The organism is uncultured Sphingomonas sp. (genome assembly GCF_964250165.1).
Lineage (GTDB): Bacteria > Pseudomonadota > Alphaproteobacteria > Sphingomonadales > Sphingomonadaceae > Sphingomonas.
The window spans coordinates 30644-46858 of record NZ_CAXUEK010000010.1; the positions used below are offsets into that span (position 1 = coordinate 30644).

A 16215-nucleotide genomic window follows, 5' to 3' on the forward strand; every position below is an offset into this window, starting at 1 on the left:
CGATGCCGGCCCGGCCTTGAAAGCCCGTGCGGGACAGGCGATGTAGCGACCCTAAGCAAGGACGCCCTTACATGCCCATGGACCACCTCGATATCGTCAACGGCCTGGTGCCGATCGTCATCGAACAATCGAACCGCGGCGAGCGCTCGTTCGATATCTTCTCGCGTCTGCTGCGCGAGCGCATCGTGTTCGTCACCGGCGGGGTCGAGGACGGCATGGCCAGCCTCATCACCGCGCAGCTGCTATTCCTCGAGTCCGAGAACCCGAAGAAGGACATCTTCATGTACATCAACTCGCCGGGCGGCGTCGTCACGGCGGGCATGGCGATCCACGACACCATGCAGTATATCCGGCCGCGGGTCGGCACGGTCTGCATCGGTCAGGCGGCGTCGATGGGCAGCTTCCTCATGTCGGCAGGCGAACCGGGCATGCGCGTGGCGCTGACCAACAGCCGCATCATGATCCACCAACCCTCCGGCGGGGCGCAGGGCATGGCGGCGGATATCGAGATCCAGGCGCGCGAGATCCTGCGGATGCGCCACGATCTGAACACGCTCTATTCCAAATACACCGGCAAGCCGCTCGAGGAGATCGAACGGGCGATGGACCGGGACAAGTTCATGAGCGCGCACGAGGCGAAGGATTTCGGGCTGATCGACGAGGTGTTCGACAAGCGACCGGCCCCGACCGACGAGCTGGCGCAGGCGGCTTAACGGCTATCTTCGCTTTGCGACCTGCTAAGGCGCGCGCCGCCGCCGGCGAGCAGGTCGGCCGCGGCGAATACCAAGATGGGATAAACCAGATAGGTATAGCGCTTCACCGGTTGGAAGGGGGCGCTGAGGATCAGCATGGCGCCGATCATCACGGCTGGATAGAGCCAGTGCGGTCGTCGCCGCACTATCGCGAGGATGATGGCGAAAGTGCCGGTAAACCCCACCAGCTGGGCCAGAAAGGCACGGCCCGCGGCAAAGCTGCTCCTGCCGAAAACCGTGAATTGCCATTCTTCGGGCAGCAACGTCTGGCGGATGTGGAGCAGGAAAAGATATAGGGTATCTAGTGGATGTGCCGCCATCCAGGCGCGCGTTTCGTCGCGCAACTGGTTGGCGTAGGCAATCTCTCCACCTGCCTGCATCATGGCGCGATAGGCGCCCGCACCGACTGAGGGGTGGACCGCTTCCAATCGCGCCATGAATTCGGTCGCGCGATCCGCAGGGGCCAGGGCTCCCGGGTATTCAGCGATTGCGAGCTCCAGGCCGGCATTGCTACGCAGTAGTACCGGCGCGTGCATCACCCGCTCGTTGCGGATGGACCAGGGAATGAGCAGTGCTGCCATGGTCATGCCGCCGCTCACGGCGGGCACCCAAAAATTTTGCCATGCCAGATGCTGCAGGCAAAGAAGTGCGATCGCGGCGAGGCTTGCGAGTCCCAGCGCCGGATTGACGCAGAACAGCGCCCCCCCGAGAGCCCCGAGACGGCCGAATGCCCCACGCGTCGCCGCGGCCGCCCTGATCGCGAGTAGCTGGTCGAGGACGAGTGCCGCCAGGCAGGCCGCAAGACCCCCCTCCCATACGCGAAAGTCGACGCTTTCCTGGGCAATATAAGTGGGAGCGAGGCAGCCAAATGCGAGCCCGGCGACGCGGGCCCAGCGCGGTGTCCCGAGCCGGCCGAAGCGCGGTACAGAAGGAGATAGGTGGCCATGGCGAGTCCGACCGCCCACACCGCCAGGATCGCTTCGGCTACCGGCGAGCCGATCCCCAGCAGGCGATAGATGCCTCCCGCCAGGAGGGGCATTGTCGGCAGGAGGTGTGCCGTTGGTCCCTGACCAAGACGGTAAGCGTCGGCGAAGCCACGACCGGCGCCGACTGCGGAGGCGACACGCATGGCTTCGCCCGTGGCGCCGCTGGTCGCACGGCTAGCAGCGAAGGCGATTCGCTCCACAGCTCCGGCAAGCACCAGCGCTGCGACGAGCCAATATTTCCTCTCGCCCCTTATGATGCGCATTGCCACGCCCCCCTTTGGCGCACCCAATCCAGTTCTCCACCCCATTCCAGGACATCGCATACGACCGAGTTTAACCGACCAGCCGCGTCGCGGCCCGTCAAGAGCGTGCCGCGACGATCGGTGACCTGGCAACGGTCGTCGGTCGAGCGTTTACCCGCTAGTGGCTTGTTTAAGGGTCTGTGCCACGACATATTGCGCATGGAACCAGTGGCTGCGGCAATGCCGAAGCGGCCGAATGATCGGATTGAAGGTGATCACTGTATGACCAAGCTGACTGGCGGCGATTCGAAGAGCACCCTCTATTGCTCGTTCTGCGGCAAGTCGCAGCATGAGGTACGCAAGCTCATCGCCGGGCCGACCGTCTTCATCTGCGACGAGTGCGTCGAGCTCTGCAACGACATCATCCGTGAGGAGACCAAATCCGCGCTGGTATCCAAGAAGGACGGCGGCGTGCCGACCCCGCAGGAGATCTGCAGCGTGCTCGACGATTACGTGATCGGGCAGAAGCAGGCCAAGCGCGTGCTGTCGGTGGCTGTCCACAACCACTACAAGCGGCTCAACCACGGCGCGAAGGGCGCGGACGTCGAGCTTGCCAAGTCGAACATCCTGCTGGTCGGGCCGACCGGCTGCGGCAAGACGCTGCTTGCCCAAACCCTTGCCAGAATCCTCGACGTGCCGTTCACCATGGCCGACGCGACCACGCTGACCGAGGCCGGCTATGTCGGCGAGGACGTCGAGAACATCATCCTCAAGCTGCTCCAGGCGTCCGACTACAATGTCGAGCGCGCTCAGCGCGGCATCGTCTACATCGACGAGATCGACAAGATCAGCCGCAAGGCCGAAAATCCCTCGATCACGCGCGACGTGTCGGGCGAGGGCGTGCAGCAAGCGCTGCTCAAGCTGATGGAGGGCACCACCGCCTCCGTGCCGCCGCAGGGGGGGCGCAAGCATCCGCAGCAGGAGTTCCTGCAGGTCGACACCACCAACATCCTGTTCATCTGCGGCGGCGCGTTCAGCGGGCTGGAGAAGATCATCGGCGATCGGCTGCAAGGCAAGTCGATCGGCTTCGGCGCCTATGTCGCCGCGCCCGAGGAGCGCCGGACGGGCGAGCTGCTCCGCCAGACCGAGCCTGAAGATCTGTTGAAGTTCGGGCTGATCCCCGAGTTCGTCGGCCGTCTGCCGGTGATCGCGACGCTGGAGGACCTGGACGTCGAGGCGCTGGTCAAGATCCTTTCCCAGCCCAAGAACGCGCTGGTCAAACAATATCAGAAGCTGTTCGAGATGGAGGACGTTGAGCTCGGCTTCACGGATGACGCGCTGGTGACGGTCGCGCGCAAGGCCATCGACCGCAAGACCGGCGCGCGAGGGCTGCGCTCGATCCTGGAGAACGTGCTGCTCGACACCATGTTCGACCTGCCCGGGATGGATGGAGTGGACGAGGTGATGATCGACAAGGACGTGATCGAGGGCCGCAAGGAGCCGATCCGCGTCTATGCCGAGAAAAAGACCGAAAGCGCCGCCTGACCTGACGCTCCGGCCGGCGACGGGCGTCGACCGGGACGCGATCGCGCGCATCTGGCGTGACGGCTGTCGAACGGCATCCGGCTCGCCGACGAGCCGACCCATGCGGCATTGCGCGCGCGGGTCGATGACGAGCTGGCCGACGGCTGGCGGGTGACGGTCGCCGCAGCGGACGGCGCGGTGATCGGCTTCGTCGCGCTCCGGCCCGACCGGGCGGATCTTCGTCGCGCGCCGACCGGCACGGACAGGGCGTCGGGCAGGCGCTGTTCGCGGCCGGGCGCGCTGCCATGCCGGCCCGATCGCTTCTACAGTGCGCTCGGTCCGGTGCGGCACGAGCCGGGGCTGCACCCGCGCGCCGGACATCCGATCGTCACCTACTGGTTCTGACGTCGGCGACGGAACCCTGCCTCCTCCCTCTCATTGGGGAAGGACACGAACGGGAGCTTGCCGGTGGACGACGAACGCATCTGGGCTTTCGAGGAAAGCCTGTGGCTCGGCGACGCCGACCATTACCGCGCGTCGATCGACACGGAGTGCGTGATGGTGCTGCCGTCCGAGCCGCACGTGCTCACCGCCGAGGCGGCGATCGCCGCGGTGGCGGCGACGCCGCGCTGGTCCACGGTGCGGTTCAGCGAGCAGAAGGTGCAGCGGCCCGAGGAGGGCCTGATCGTCATCGCCTACCGCGCCGAGGCCTCGCGCGAAGGGATTACCGGCTATTCGGCCTGGAGCACGACCACCATGCGGCGCCGCGGCCACGAGGATTGGGTGGTGGTGCAGCACTCTCAACTGCCGTTGCTCGCCGCTGGTGGCTGAGGCGGTCCGGACGGTCGGGCGCGCCGATCGGGCGGCGGTGACCGGCCTGCTCGCGCGCGCCTTTCAGGACGACCCGGCGTTCGGCTGGATCTTCCCCGACTCCGCCGATCGGGCACGTCGGTTGCCGCGGCTGTTCCGCATCCTGTTCGACAGCGACGCGATCGGCATGCGCCTGCTCACCGCGCACGGCGCGGCGGCGACGCTGTGGCGCCCGCCCGGCCGTATCCACACGAGCCGGTGGGACATGATCCGGCACGGCCCGGCGCTGTTATGGGCGCTGGGGCCGGCGCTGCGCCGCGCGCTGGCGGTCGCGGACGCGATCGACGCGCACATGCCGAACGGCGATTTCTGGTATCTTCACGTCGCCGGCTGCGACCCGGCGCACCAGGGTCGCGGCCATGGAGCGGCGGCGGTGCGCGGCGGCCTCACCCGCGCGGCGGGGCGGTTGCCCGCTTATCTGGAGACGCCGACCGAGCGGAACCTCGGCTTCTATCGCGGGCTCGGCTTCGAGGTGACGGGCGAGTGGACGGTGCCCGGCGGCGGGCCCCGCTTCTGGTCGATGCTGCGGCCGGCCGACGGTCAGAACAGCCCCGGCACGAACCGCTTCACGCGCGCGGCATAGCCGTCATACTCCGCGCCGAACTGCTGCCGCAGGAGCGCTTCCTCGATCCGCACCCGCCACCAGGTGCCAAGCGCGAACAGCGGACCGGCCAGCAGTAGCTGGCGCGTGTGCCCGAAGGCGATCGCCAGGCCGACCATGAACAGTGCCATCGCCACGTAGATCGGGTGGCGGACGAAGGCGAACGGCCCCGCTTCGACGAGCGCATGGCCGGCGCGGGTGCGCGCGACGATGCTCCAGTTGCGGCCCATCGTGCGCGCGGCCCAGACGAAGAGCGCCACGCACCCGGCCATCAGCAACGTCACCGCCGCGGCCTCCGCCAGCGCCTCGGCGCCGAGCGGATCGAGCTCGACGCGCTGCCGCCCGAAGCCGGCGACGCCGATTCCGAACCCCTGCAGGATCACGCCCGTCAGCGACGCGCGCGACCGCTTCGCATCGGCCTCGCCGGCATCCCGCGCCCGACCGCTGCGCGCGGCGAGCACCGCCACGACGAAGCCGAGCGCGCCGAGCAGGAACGCCGCGATGCCGGGCAGGCCGATCGGATCGAAAGCGAACATCGGCGCATCATGCCCGCGGCGGGGCACGCGGCCAAGCGTCAGGCGTCCGCCTTGCGACGGAGCTGCGCCGAGAGCGCGATGCCCGCGGCGATCTGGAGCAGACCATAAGCGCGCCGTCGCCCTGGACGCCCGCCGAACGGCCGCACCAGCAGATCGACCGCGGTCACGTCGGAGCGCCACAGGCCGACATGCCGCTCTGGCTGCAACAGGCCCATCAGCCCATCGCCGATCATGAACACCGCCGCCATCTCGGCCGCACGCTTTACCGCCAGTTCCATGCAGCCCCTACGAGCGGCGCTCCCCGCGGTTCCTCAATTCGGCCGACGGACACCCTGCACTGGCTGCGCGGCGCGCCAGACCTGGGCGTCCTCGATCGCGACGCTCCGCTTCAGGATGCGCGACCAGGGATCGACGACGACATGCGCGCCCGCCGGCACCGTGAGAGCGTCCGTCCCATTCGTCATCGGCAGTTTCTCGATCCGGTCGCCGACCTGTACCTCGACCGGCATGGGGAAGGGAAGCCCGGCAGGCACCCGCCAGCGCAGCGTCAGCCGGTCGCCCACCTGGCTCTGCACCAGCTCGGGCAGTGCGGCCTGGCGGAAATAGACGTCGAAGAACCAGTCGTAATCCTTGCCCGTCACCTGCCGCACGAAGCCCTGATACTCGCGCGTGGAGCCGTAGCGCGGTTCGAAATTGCCCGGCTTGGGATCGCGCCGGCCATAGACCAGCAGCCGCGTGGCGTCGAAGAAGGCCTGGTCGCCGATCAGGTTGCGCAACGTGTGCAGTGCCCAGCTGCCCTTATAGTAGATGTCCTGCCCCGGGCCGCCGCGCTCGTCCTCGTAGACGTCGCCGCCCGAGAAGACGCGATCGCGCACCATCGGCACCTTGTTGCGGATCGACGTGCGCTCGCCCGCCATCATCGCCGCATAGCGCGCCTCGCCCTCGCGCCAGCGGCCGTAGAGCGGCTGCATGTAGGTGCCGTAGCCCTCGTGGATCCAGTAATCGTCCCAGTTGGCCGCCGTCACCTGGTTGCCGAACCATTCGTGGCTGAACTCGTGCTGGAACAGCCAGTCGAAGCCCTCCGGCGCCTTGGCATAGGCATTGCCATACGCGTTGATCGTCTGGTGCTCCATGCCGAGATGCGGCGTTTCGACCACGCCCACTTTCTCGTCGCCGAAGGGGTAGGGGCCGATCAGCCCCTCGAAGAAATCGAGCGTCGGCGCGAACTCGGCGAACAGCTGCTCGGCCTTGTCGCGCTCGCCGGGCAGATACCAGTAGAACATCGGGATCGCGTTGCCGAAGCGGCTGCGGTAGGTGCCGCTGATCTCCTCATACGGCCCGACGTTGAGCGCGACGCCGTAGGTATTGGGGTGCTTGATGCGCCAGTTCCAGGTGGTGCGCCCGTCGGGCAGCTGGTCGACGCCGGTGAGCACGCCGTTGGACGGTGCCTTCAGGCCCCTGGGCACGGTGATGTGGAGCGTGACGACGCCCGGCTCGCCGGTCGGGAAGTCGAGGCAGGGCCAGAACAGATCGCAGCCATAGCCCTCGGCGGTGGTGGCGAACCAGGTCTGGCCCGCCGGCGTTTTCGACCAGACCACGCCGTCGTCCCACGGCGCGCGCACCGCGACGTGCGGGGTGCCGCCATAGGTTATCTGCGCCGTGACCCGCTGGCCGACGGGCACGGGGTGAGGCAGGGTGATGAACAGGCGGCCCTCGGGATCGGACCATTCGCCCGAATGGAGCGCCACGCCATCCACCGCAATCGCACTGACCGGCAGGTTCCTGTCGAGGTCGATCAGCAGCCGGGTCAGCGGCTGCTTCGCGGTAAAGACCAGCGTGGCGATGCCGTTCAGCCGCTCGATGTCGGGCAGCAACTCGAAGCGCAGATCGGCCGAATCGAAGCGCACCGCCAGCTGCTCCGCCGGCCGCTCGCCGCCCGACAGCATGGTGAGCTTGGTCAAGGGCGGCTCGCCTTTTTTCGGCAGGGCGGCGACGGCCGGCGCGGCGAGCAGGGTGAGCAGCAGCGCGAGACCCTCCATGAAATCTCCGTCACCCGGCCGTGGCGCCGGGTCCACTGAATTACGATCAGCCGCAAGGCGTGAACGATCGTCGACGTCGGGACAAGCCGACATGACGACCGACATCGGCGCCAGCTTCCCGCATGGCGTGCGGTGTAACGGGATCGCCGCTGACTCATAGCCGCGCCGATGGGAGCGAACCTCCCCGGCACGGCCGGGGGGGACGCGTCGATCTTAGAACTTCGCCGCCACCTCAAGGCCGAACGTGCGAGGCGGGTTGAAGTTGGCGTAATCGCCCAGGATGCCGCCATAGTTGTTCGAGATGAGCGCGTTCGCCGTGCAAGGCGTGGTGCCGTTCAGTCCATTGGCCCCGCAGTAATTCTGCACAGGCGACGAGTTCGCGTTCGAACGTCGATAGATGTACTGCTCGTCGAACATATTCCGGACCCAGGCCGACAGCGTCACGCGATCGTTATCGTTGACCTTGATATCGGCCAGCGCGAGACGGCCGTTGACGACGAAGCTGGAGTCGGTCTTGGTTGGCTCCAGCTCGAACGAGTAGTAGCTGCTCGAATAATTGGCGTCCAAGTGCAGCCGCACCTTGGCGAAGTCGGTCTGGATCGGCAGCGCCCAGTCAATCGAGCCCGACGCGGCGTTGGTCGGCGTATAGACGATGTAGAGCTGCTGGGGCGGGCCGCCGAAGATCGGGTTGACCGCCTGTGGGGCGGTCCAGTGAGTGTAGGCGTAAGAGCCGCCGAGCGTCAGCGACGGCGCCGGCTTCACCGTCAGGTCCGCCTCGATGCCCTTGATGTGGCTGGTGCCGGCATTGATCGCCTCCTCCAGGTGGCTGTTGAAGGTCGGACTTGTCGAGCTGGTGTCGTAATAGTCGAAGTCGAACTGCGTATTCTTGCGGTCCATGATGTAGCCGGCGAGGTTCAGGCGGGCCATGTGGTCGAAGAAGTCCATCTTGGCGCCGATCTCGTACGACTTTACCGACTCCGGCCCGAACGCCCGGAACGTGTCCGAGCGGTCGTCGGCACCGCCCGCGCGGAAGCCGGTGGCGTATTTGGCGTAGAGGTGGACCGTCGGCGCCGCGTCGACCGCCAGGGTCACGAGCGGATCGAAACGGCTGATACTGTTCTGGAACAGGAAGGGTGTCCGAACGCTGTTGGCGACCGCCGCGATCGGGTTCAGGTCGGTTCTGTTGTTGATGATGAACAGGGCGCCGTGCCGGTCGTCCTTGGTCCAGCGGCCGCCAGCGGTGATGTGCACGAGGTCAAGACCGGCGGGCGTGTAGGTGGCTTGGCCGAACACCGAATAATTGTGATCGTGCGCGGTGCTGTCGCGCGTCACGAATTGACACAGGCCCGCAATGGCCCCGTTGATGCAGGTCGGCGTGAAGCCCGGCTGCCAGCCCTGATTGGTCGACGAGATCGGGGCCGTGGCGCCCGTCAGCGTGGTCGCCGGCGGGATGGGGCTCAGAATCGTGTAGGCGGTGCCGGTCGCGTTCCACAGGTTGCTTGACGGCGTCGCCGCATATTCCTGCGCGGACTCGGTATAATAATAGGCGCCGAGCACGTAATCGAGGTGCGGGACACTGCCGACCGCCTGCAGTTCCTGGCTGAACTGGTGCTGGCGTAGGAACGACAGGCTGTAGCGGCTGAACTTGCCGCTGTTGCTGGTCGTGATGTCTTCGCCGGGGAAGGAAGGCGAGAAGGTGACGCGCTCGGGTCCGCCGGAATTGTCCCACTGATCGGTCGACACGCCGCGCCAGGCGGTGATCGAGCGGAACTCCACCCATGGCGCGGCGCGGAACCTGATCTGCGACGAGATGCCGTGCGTCAGGTCGACGCTGGGCTGCTGCGGCACGCCGACATCGGCGACGTCCTGGCGGTTCGGGTGGATGCCCACCAGTGGCGCCCGCGGCGCGATGCAGATTGGCGTCGTGCTGGTCGTGCTGATCGTCCCGCCGCACGGCGTCGACGTGCCGGGTAGATAGAGCCGGGGGGTCAGGTTGGTGGCGCTGGTCGGGCCATAGGCGCCGACGGTGTAGCCGCGCGGGTTGTAGTCGATCAGCTGGCTGTACTGCGGCGTGTTGTCGTCGCGCGCCTTGTCGACCGCGACGTCCCAGGTGAAGCCGTCGAACGGCTTCCACCGCACCTGCGCGCGCCCGCCGATCCGGTCGTAGTAATTCCAGCCCAGTGCGCCGGCGAGTGGGTTCTTCACCGTCGCGTCCTGGTGTTCGTAGACGCCGTCGAACTTGAACGACAGATTGGCGTATTCGGGCAGGTCGAGGTGGATCTCGCCGTTGCGGCTGCCGTAGTTGCCGACGCCCGCGACGACGCGGCCATCGAATACGCCGGACGGCGCCCTCGTCACCAGCGACAGCGCGCCGCCCTCGGTGTTGCGGCCGAACAGCGTGCCCTGCGGCCCTTTCAGCACCTCGATGCGGTCGATGTCGAACAGCGCCGCGTTGAGCCCCTGCGTCTTGCCGAGCGCGACGCCGTCCAGATAGACGCTGACGCCGTTGTCGCGCGCCGTCTGGTTCTGGTCATAGGGCACGATGCCGCGGATGCCGATCGTCAGCGCCGACTGGCGCGCCTCGAAGGTGGCGACGCGCAGCGACGGCACCGACCCGTCCGCGAGGCTGAACAGCGTCAGCGCATGGCGATCGGTCAATGCCTGGCTGTTGATCACGCTGATCGCGATCGGCGTGGACTGGAGATTGGTCTCGCGCTTGGTCGCGGTGACGACGATGTCCTGCAGCCCCCTGCCCTGGGCCGCGGCGGCATCGTCCGCCGGCGAGGTCGCGGTCGCGTTCGGCTGGGCGGTGTTGGTGGTGGAGGTCTGCGACTGCGGCGCGTTGGTCGCGCCCGTGCCGCTATTCTGCACATCCTGCGCGATCGCGGGCGACGCGAGCGCCCACAGAGCTCCGCCGAGCAGCAGGCGCTGCCTGTAGGCTGAGGTAATCATCGATATTCTCCCCGAAGCGGTGCGCGCGCCGGCTCGACACGCCATTGATCCGGGTCGCGGCTGGTGTCCCCCGCCCACGCCCCGATCGTCGTTGTGATTAGGGACGAGTTGTGACAGCCGCGTTCCGATCGCGTGACGGTTCGGCGGCGATTCGGTGACTCAAAGATGACAATCGGCAGTGCGGCGCGCGCGCATCAGCCGCTCCAGGGTCGCTCCCGATACCATTTGGTGATGACGTATTTGACGCCCGCGCGCACCTTCATGCCCTGGTGCAGCGTCGCGGGATTGAGGCTGCCGTCGGGGCGACGGTTGTTCCAGCACACCAGCTTGCCGGCTTCGGGCTGAATGATCTTGTCCACCGCCTTGAAGCGCGTCGCGCCGCCGGCCTCGGGCATGTTGAGATAGGCCATCGCGGTCCAGGTCCGGTTGCCGCTGGCGCCGCAAAAGGCGTGGAAATCAACGCCGGTCGGCTCGAAATAGTCGGTGTGGTTCTTGAACTCCTGGCCGACCGCATAGCGCTGGCCCTGCAGCGGCTCGCCATGCGCGGCATCGAGGCCGGTGAGCGCGGCGATCCGCGCCTCCACCGCCTGCACGATCGGCAGCGCCGCCGAGAGATCGCCGGTCTCGCTGGTGCGATAGGCGGCGTCGCCGTTCGAGTCGGCGATGGTCGACGGCCGCCGGACCGCGTCGATCGCCTCGACCAGCGCCGAACATTCCTCCGGGGAGAGGAAGCCGCGCACGACGAACAGCGTCAGCTTGGGGCTGGGCAGCCGCTGCACGCCGGGCTGCGCGACAATGCGCGCGACCACCGGGTCCGCGTAGCCGCCAGCACCGGGGAAGGGGAGTGAAGCCATGACGCCATTCTGCCACCGCCCGGCGCGCTCCGGAAGCCGAACGTCGTCAGGTCCTTGACGCGGAGCCCGATAAGGGGCTTGCTCGTGGCGAGCGGGCACGGGCAAGGACGGGCATGCGGTTGTTCATGGACGGGCGTGCGCGCCGCCTGCTGCGGCGGGTGCCGGTCGTCACCTTCTACTCCGGGCTGGAGCTGCTGCTGCTCGCCGTCCTGGCGGTGCAGACGGCGCGGCTGGTCTGGACCGTGGTCACCCCGGTCGGGCCGCTGGGCGACTGGCGGCCCGCCGCGCCGGTCGTCGCCGGGGTGGCCGCGGACGCGCTCGCCTCCTTCGATCCCTTCTTCCGGCTGGAGGGCGACGCGGACGCGCCCGCCACCGTCACCTCGCTCCAGCTGACGCTGTTCGGCACGCGGATGGACGAGGCCCAGGGCGGCGGTTCGGCCATCGTCGCGGGGCCGGACGGCCTGCAGAAAAGCGTGGCGGTCGGTGAGGAGCTCGCGCCCGGCGTGCGGCTGAAGGCGGTCGCGTTCGATCATATCACGCTTGATCGCGGCGGCGCCGAGGAGGACCTGTTCATCGACCAATCCAAGGGGGCGCCCTCGGCCATACCCGGCGTGCCGCCTTCGCCCGGCACTTCCCTCCCGCCCGTGCCCGGCGCGCCCGCCCCCGTCGCGCCGCCGGCCGGAACCGCCACGGGCGGCGTCGGCATCGGCCAGATCCGCCAGGAGATCGGCTTCATCCCCCGGATTGACGGCGGCCGCGTCTCGGGTCTGGTCGTCCGCTCGCAGGGTTCGGGCGCGCTGTTCCGCCAGGCGGGGCTGCGCGAGGGCGACGTGGTCACCTCGATCGCCGGCCGGCCGGTAACGGGCGCCGACGACGTCGATCGCATCGCCGCCGATTTCCGGGCCGGCGGCAACATCCCGCTGGTCGTCGAGCGCGGCGGCCAGACGGTGCCGCTCGCGCTGACCGTCGCGCCCGGCCGATGAGGAAGCTCCTCGTCCTGCCGCTCGCCGCGCTGCTCGCGTCGGCCGCGCTCGCTCAGACGACGCTCAACGTTCGCGATGCCGATATCCGCGCCTTCATCGCCGATGCGGCGAAGGTGACGGGGCGGACCTTCATCATCGACAGCCGTGTGCAGGGCAAGGTGACGGTCGTGACCGATCACCCGCTGTCGCAATCTCAATATTTCGAGATATTCCTCTCCACGTTGCGATCGAACGGCCTCGTCGCGGTGCCGACCGGCAACGGCGCGTTTCGCGTCCAGCCGATCGACAACGCCGCGCAGCAGCCGAGCCGGGTCGGGTCGGCGGGCGCCAACCGCAACAGCTTCGTGACCGAGATCGTGCGGCTGCGCCAGGTCGACGCGCAGTCGGCGCTGGACACGGTGCGGCCGCTCGTCTCGCAACAGGGCTCGGTCAGCGCCAACCGGGCGGGCAACAGCCTGGTGATCGTCGACTTCGCCGACAATGTCCGCCGCGTCCGCGAGGTGCTGCGCCGCGTCGATCTGGACAGCGCCTCCACCCGCGTCGTGCCGCTGCGCAACGCCAGCGCGCGCGAGGTCGCCGCCGCGCTGCAGTCGCTGAGCGGGGCCGGCACGGCGGGTGGCGGCGGCGTGACGCCCGGCGCGGGTGTCTCGGTCGTCGCGGTCGAGGGCTCCAACTCGGTCGCGATCCGCGGCGATCCCGCCACCGTCTCGCGGCTTGCCGAGATCGCGCAGCGGCTCGACACGCAGGCGAAGAACGGCACCGAGATCAAGGTGGTGTTCCTGGAGAATGCGGACGCCGAGCAGCTGCTGCCGGTGCTCCAGCAGCTCGTCGGCCAGACGCCGGACCAGCCGAGCCGAACGCCGCTCAGCCGCGCCAATTTCGGCAGCACGTCGTCCGGCGCCGGCAACTCGTCCGGCGGCGGCGGCCAGATCGCGTCCGCGCCGATCCAGACCGTCACGCCGGCGTCGACCGGCGGCGGCGGCTCCGGGCAGGCCGCGCTCACGACCCAGGGCGGCCGCACCGCGGCGGTGGTGACGCGCTTCACCGGCGCCAACGCGATCGTCATCGCCGCTCCGGCCGAGATCCAGCGCCAGCTCGCGGAGGTCGTGCGCCAGCTCGACACCCGCCGCGAGCAGGTGGTGGTGGAGGCGATCGTCGCCGAGGTCTCGGACGCCACCGTCAACCGGCTCGGCGCGCAGTTCCTGCTCGCCAACCCGTCGGGCGGGGCGTTCGCGGCGTCTACCTTCACCAATTCCGCGCCCAACATCCTCCAGATCGCGGGCGCAATCGGGGCGCGCCAGCTGGCGACCACGACGACCACCGTCAGCAACGGCGTGGTCACCACCGGCTCCGACCTGACCGTGTCCAACCAGCTCGCGCAATCCGCGATCAGCTCGATCCTGGGCACGTCCGGCGGCATCGCGGGCTTCGGCGGCAAGATCGGCGACACCATCTTCGCGTCGATCATCAACGCGGTGAAGAGCGACACCACCTCCAACCTGCTGCAGGTCCCGCACATCGTCACGCTGGACAATCAGGAGGCGCACAGCCTGGTCGGGCAGGAGGTGCCGATCACCACCGGTCAGGCGCTGTCGACCAATTTCGACAACGCCTTCCGCACCACCCAGCGCGAGAATGTCGGCATCGGGCTGGACGTGAAGCCGCAGGTGAACTCGTCGGGCACGATCAAGCTCAACCTGCACCTCCAGGTCAGCTCCATCGCCGGGCCGGTGGCGAGCGACAATTCGGACCTGATCCTCAACAAGCGCGAGGTCGAGACCACGCTGACGCTCGACGACGGCGCGATCGGCGTCATCGGCGGCCTGCTTTCCGACGAGGAGCGGCGGACGATCGAGAAGATCCCGCTGCTGGGCGACCTTCCACTGATCGGTAACTTCTTCAAGTCCAAGGCGCGGACCCGCAACAAGACCAACCTGATGATCTTCATCCGCCCCACCATCCTGCGCACCGCCGAGGACGGCCGCCGGCTGGCCGAGCGGCGCTACGGCTATCTGCGCCTTCAGGATGCGCAGCAGAATCCGGGCGAGGAGCCGACCGTCGATCAGCTGGTGCGCGACTATCTCGGCGCCGCGCCGCCGATCCCGCCCGCGCCGCTGCCCGGCAACATCGACGACCCGCGCGTCGGCGTGCCGACCCAGCGGGCGCTGCCGGGCAAGAAGCGGTGAGCGGGGCCGAGCTGTTCCCCGCCCGCGCTCCGGCAGGGCTGGGGGAGGGGGTGCTCCACCAGGTGCTGTCGCTCACCTCGCCGCCTCCGCCCCTTCCCGCAAGCGCGAGGGGAGAGGCGGGCCCCATCGTTCCGCTGCCCTACGCCTTCGCGCGCAAATACGGCGTCCTCGTCGATCCCGGCGCAGCCGAGCATCTCACCGTCGTGCTGCGCGACGGGGCCGATCCCAAGGCGCTGATCGAAGTGCGCCGGGTGCTCGGCCGGCCTTTCGACATCACCGTGGTCGCGCCGCCCGCCTTCGATCGGCTGCTCTCCGACGCCTATGCCATGGACGGGCAGGCGACGGCGATGGCAGCGGTCGGCATGGGCGACGAGCTCGACAGCCTGGCCGAGGGGTTGCCCACCGCCGAGGACCTGCTCGACACCGCCGACGACGCGCCCGCCATCCGCCTCATCAACGGCATCATCGCGGACGCCGCGCGCAACGGCGTGTCCGACATCCATATCGAGCCATACGATACCGGCCTCATCGTCCGCATGCGGATCGACGGGGTGCTGCGCGAGACGCTCAGGATGCCGCCCCACGTCGCACCCGTGGTGGTCAGCCGCATCAAGGTCATGGCCCGGCTCGACATCGCCGAGCGGCGCGTGCCGCAGGACGGGCGCATGGGGCTGACGCTGGGCGGCAAGCTCCTCGACGTGCGCGTCTCGACCTTGCCCAGCCGCGCCGGCGAGCGCGTGGTGCTGCGCATCCTCGACAAGGACAATGCTGGCATCGATCTGCCCGCGCTGGGCATGGCGCCCGCCATGCTGCGGCTGCTGACCGAGGCACTGGCGGAGCCCAACGGCATCCTCCTCGTCACCGGCCCGACCGGTTCGGGCAAGACGACGACGCTCTACGCGGCGCTGCGTGGTCTGAACGACGGCTCGCGCAACATCCTGACGGTGGAGGACCCGGTCGAATATGCGGTCGACGGGGTCGGGCAGACGCAGGTCAATCCGAAGGTCGGGCTGACCTTTGCCGCCGGGCTGCGCGCCATCCTGCGCCAGGACCCGGACACCGTGATGGTCGGCGAGATCCGCGACCGCGAGACCGCCGAGATCGCGGTGCAGGCGTCGTTGACCGGCCATCTGGTGCTCTCCACTGTCCACACCAACGATGCGGTCGGCGCGATCACGCGGATGCGCGACATGCGCGTCGAGCCGTTCCTGCTCGCCTCCACCCTGCGCGCGGTGATCGCGCAGCGGCTGGTGCGCCGGCTGTGCCCCACCTGCCGCCGTCCGGTGCGCGCCGGCGACACCCCCGCGCCGCTGCTCGGCATCGCGGCCGACGCGCGGGTATGGGAGCCGGTCGGCTGCGACCGATGCAACCACACCGGCTACAAGGGCCGCGTCGGGGTGTTCGAGGCAGTGCGGGTGGACGAGACGATCCGCCGCCTCATCAACGAGGGTGCCGACGAAACCGCGATCACCGCCCACGCCTTCCAGCGCGGCGACACGCTGGCGAGCGCGGCGCGCCGGCTGGTGGCAGACGGCGTGACGACCCCGGAGGAAGCCGTGCGGGTGTCGCGGCGGGATGCGGTGGATGAGGCGGTCTCCAATCCTCCCCGGGACGGGGAGGGGGACCGCTCGCCCCCCTGGGCGAGTGGTGGAGGGAGCCTCGAACCGGGTTCACCACGTTGATCGGGGCC

At 68.6% G+C, this 16215-nt stretch carries 14 protein-coding genes; 8 read left to right on the plus strand and 6 right to left on the minus strand.

The window, feature by feature from the left end; translation table 11 throughout:
* Nucleotides 1-71: 71 nt before the first annotated feature.
* A complete protein-coding gene (locus tag ACFE64_RS03630; RefSeq protein ID WP_375391089.1) occupies nucleotides 72-713 on the plus strand; it encodes an ATP-dependent Clp protease proteolytic subunit in 642 nt (213 codons plus the stop codon).
* Here ACFE64_RS03630 and ACFE64_RS03635 read toward each other — a convergent pair.
* Nucleotides 710-1717, minus strand: a complete 1008-nt coding sequence (locus ACFE64_RS03635) for a hypothetical protein (RefSeq protein WP_375391090.1) — start codon at nucleotides 1715-1717, stop codon at nucleotides 710-712. The two genes, ACFE64_RS03630 and ACFE64_RS03635, sit on opposite strands and share 4 nt — an antisense overlap.
* 545 nt (nucleotides 1718-2262) lie before the next feature.
* Between ACFE64_RS03635 and clpX the strand changes: the two genes are divergently transcribed.
* From clpX to ACFE64_RS03655, 4 genes are all read left to right on the plus strand, one after another.
* On the plus strand, nucleotides 2263-3525 hold the full coding sequence (gene clpX / locus ACFE64_RS03640; RefSeq protein WP_375391091.1) for an ATP-dependent Clp protease ATP-binding subunit ClpX: 1263 nt from the start codon (nucleotides 2263-2265) through the stop codon (nucleotides 3523-3525).
* 108 nt (nucleotides 3526-3633) lie between these two features.
* Complete coding sequence (locus ACFE64_RS03645) at nucleotides 3634-3909, plus strand: hypothetical protein (RefSeq protein WP_375391092.1); 276 nt, start codon at nucleotides 3634-3636, stop codon at nucleotides 3907-3909.
* Nucleotides 3910-3972: 63 nt separating this feature from the next.
* The gene (locus tag ACFE64_RS03650) at nucleotides 3973-4335 is read left to right on the plus strand and encodes a DUF4440 domain-containing protein (protein ID WP_375391093.1); all 363 of its coding nucleotides are present in this window, start codon (nucleotides 3973-3975) and stop codon (nucleotides 4333-4335) included.
* On the plus strand, nucleotides 4328-4957 hold the full coding sequence (locus tag ACFE64_RS03655; protein WP_375391094.1) for a GNAT family N-acetyltransferase: 630 nt from the start codon (nucleotides 4328-4330) through the stop codon (nucleotides 4955-4957). Before ACFE64_RS03650 ends, ACFE64_RS03655 begins: the two co-directional genes overlap by 8 nt.
* On the opposite strand, the gene ACFE64_RS03660 is transcribed toward ACFE64_RS03655, so the two are convergent.
* The 5 genes from ACFE64_RS03660 to ACFE64_RS03680 all read right to left on the minus strand — a co-directional run bounded on the left by ACFE64_RS03660 (nucleotide 4915) and on the right by ACFE64_RS03680 (nucleotide 11356).
* A complete protein-coding gene (locus ACFE64_RS03660; protein WP_375391095.1) occupies nucleotides 4915-5511 on the minus strand; it encodes a methyltransferase family protein in 597 nt (198 codons plus the stop codon). The two genes, ACFE64_RS03655 and ACFE64_RS03660, sit on opposite strands and share 43 nt — an antisense overlap.
* 38 nt (nucleotides 5512-5549) lie before the next feature.
* Nucleotides 5550-5789: a hypothetical protein gene (locus ACFE64_RS03665; RefSeq protein WP_375391096.1), complete on the minus strand. Its 240-nt coding sequence runs from the start codon at nucleotides 5787-5789 to the stop codon at nucleotides 5550-5552.
* Nucleotides 5790-5822: 33 nt separating this feature from the next.
* A complete protein-coding gene (locus tag ACFE64_RS03670; RefSeq protein ID WP_375391097.1) occupies nucleotides 5823-7550 on the minus strand; it encodes a M1 family metallopeptidase in 1728 nt (575 codons plus the stop codon).
* Nucleotides 7551-7763: 213 nt separating this feature from the next.
* The gene (locus tag ACFE64_RS03675; RefSeq protein ID WP_375391098.1) at nucleotides 7764-10502 is read right to left on the minus strand and encodes a TonB-dependent receptor; all 2739 of its coding nucleotides are present in this window, start codon (nucleotides 10500-10502) and stop codon (nucleotides 7764-7766) included.
* Nucleotides 10503-10696: 194 nt separating this feature from the next.
* Complete coding sequence (locus ACFE64_RS03680) at nucleotides 10697-11356, minus strand: prolyl hydroxylase family protein (protein ID WP_375391099.1); 660 nt, start codon at nucleotides 11354-11356, stop codon at nucleotides 10697-10699.
* 113 nt (nucleotides 11357-11469) lie between these two features.
* On the opposite strand from ACFE64_RS03680, the gene ACFE64_RS03685 reads away from it, so the two are divergent.
* From ACFE64_RS03685 to gspE, 3 genes are all read left to right on the plus strand, one after another.
* Nucleotides 11470-12339: a type II secretion system protein N gene (locus tag ACFE64_RS03685; protein WP_375391100.1), complete on the plus strand. Its 870-nt coding sequence runs from the start codon at nucleotides 11470-11472 to the stop codon at nucleotides 12337-12339.
* Nucleotides 12336-14525 (plus strand): type II secretion system secretin GspD, encoded by a 2190-nt coding sequence (gene gspD / locus ACFE64_RS03690; RefSeq protein WP_375391101.1) that lies wholly within the window; start codon nucleotides 12336-12338, stop codon nucleotides 14523-14525. The genes ACFE64_RS03685 and gspD overlap by 4 nt, the downstream gene beginning before the upstream one ends.
* A 134-nt stretch (nucleotides 14526-14659) precedes the next feature.
* Nucleotides 14660-16207: a type II secretion system ATPase GspE gene (gene gspE / locus ACFE64_RS03695; RefSeq protein WP_375391121.1), complete on the plus strand. Its 1548-nt coding sequence runs from the start codon at nucleotides 14660-14662 to the stop codon at nucleotides 16205-16207.
* The last annotated feature ends 8 nt before the right edge of the window (nucleotides 16208-16215 follow it).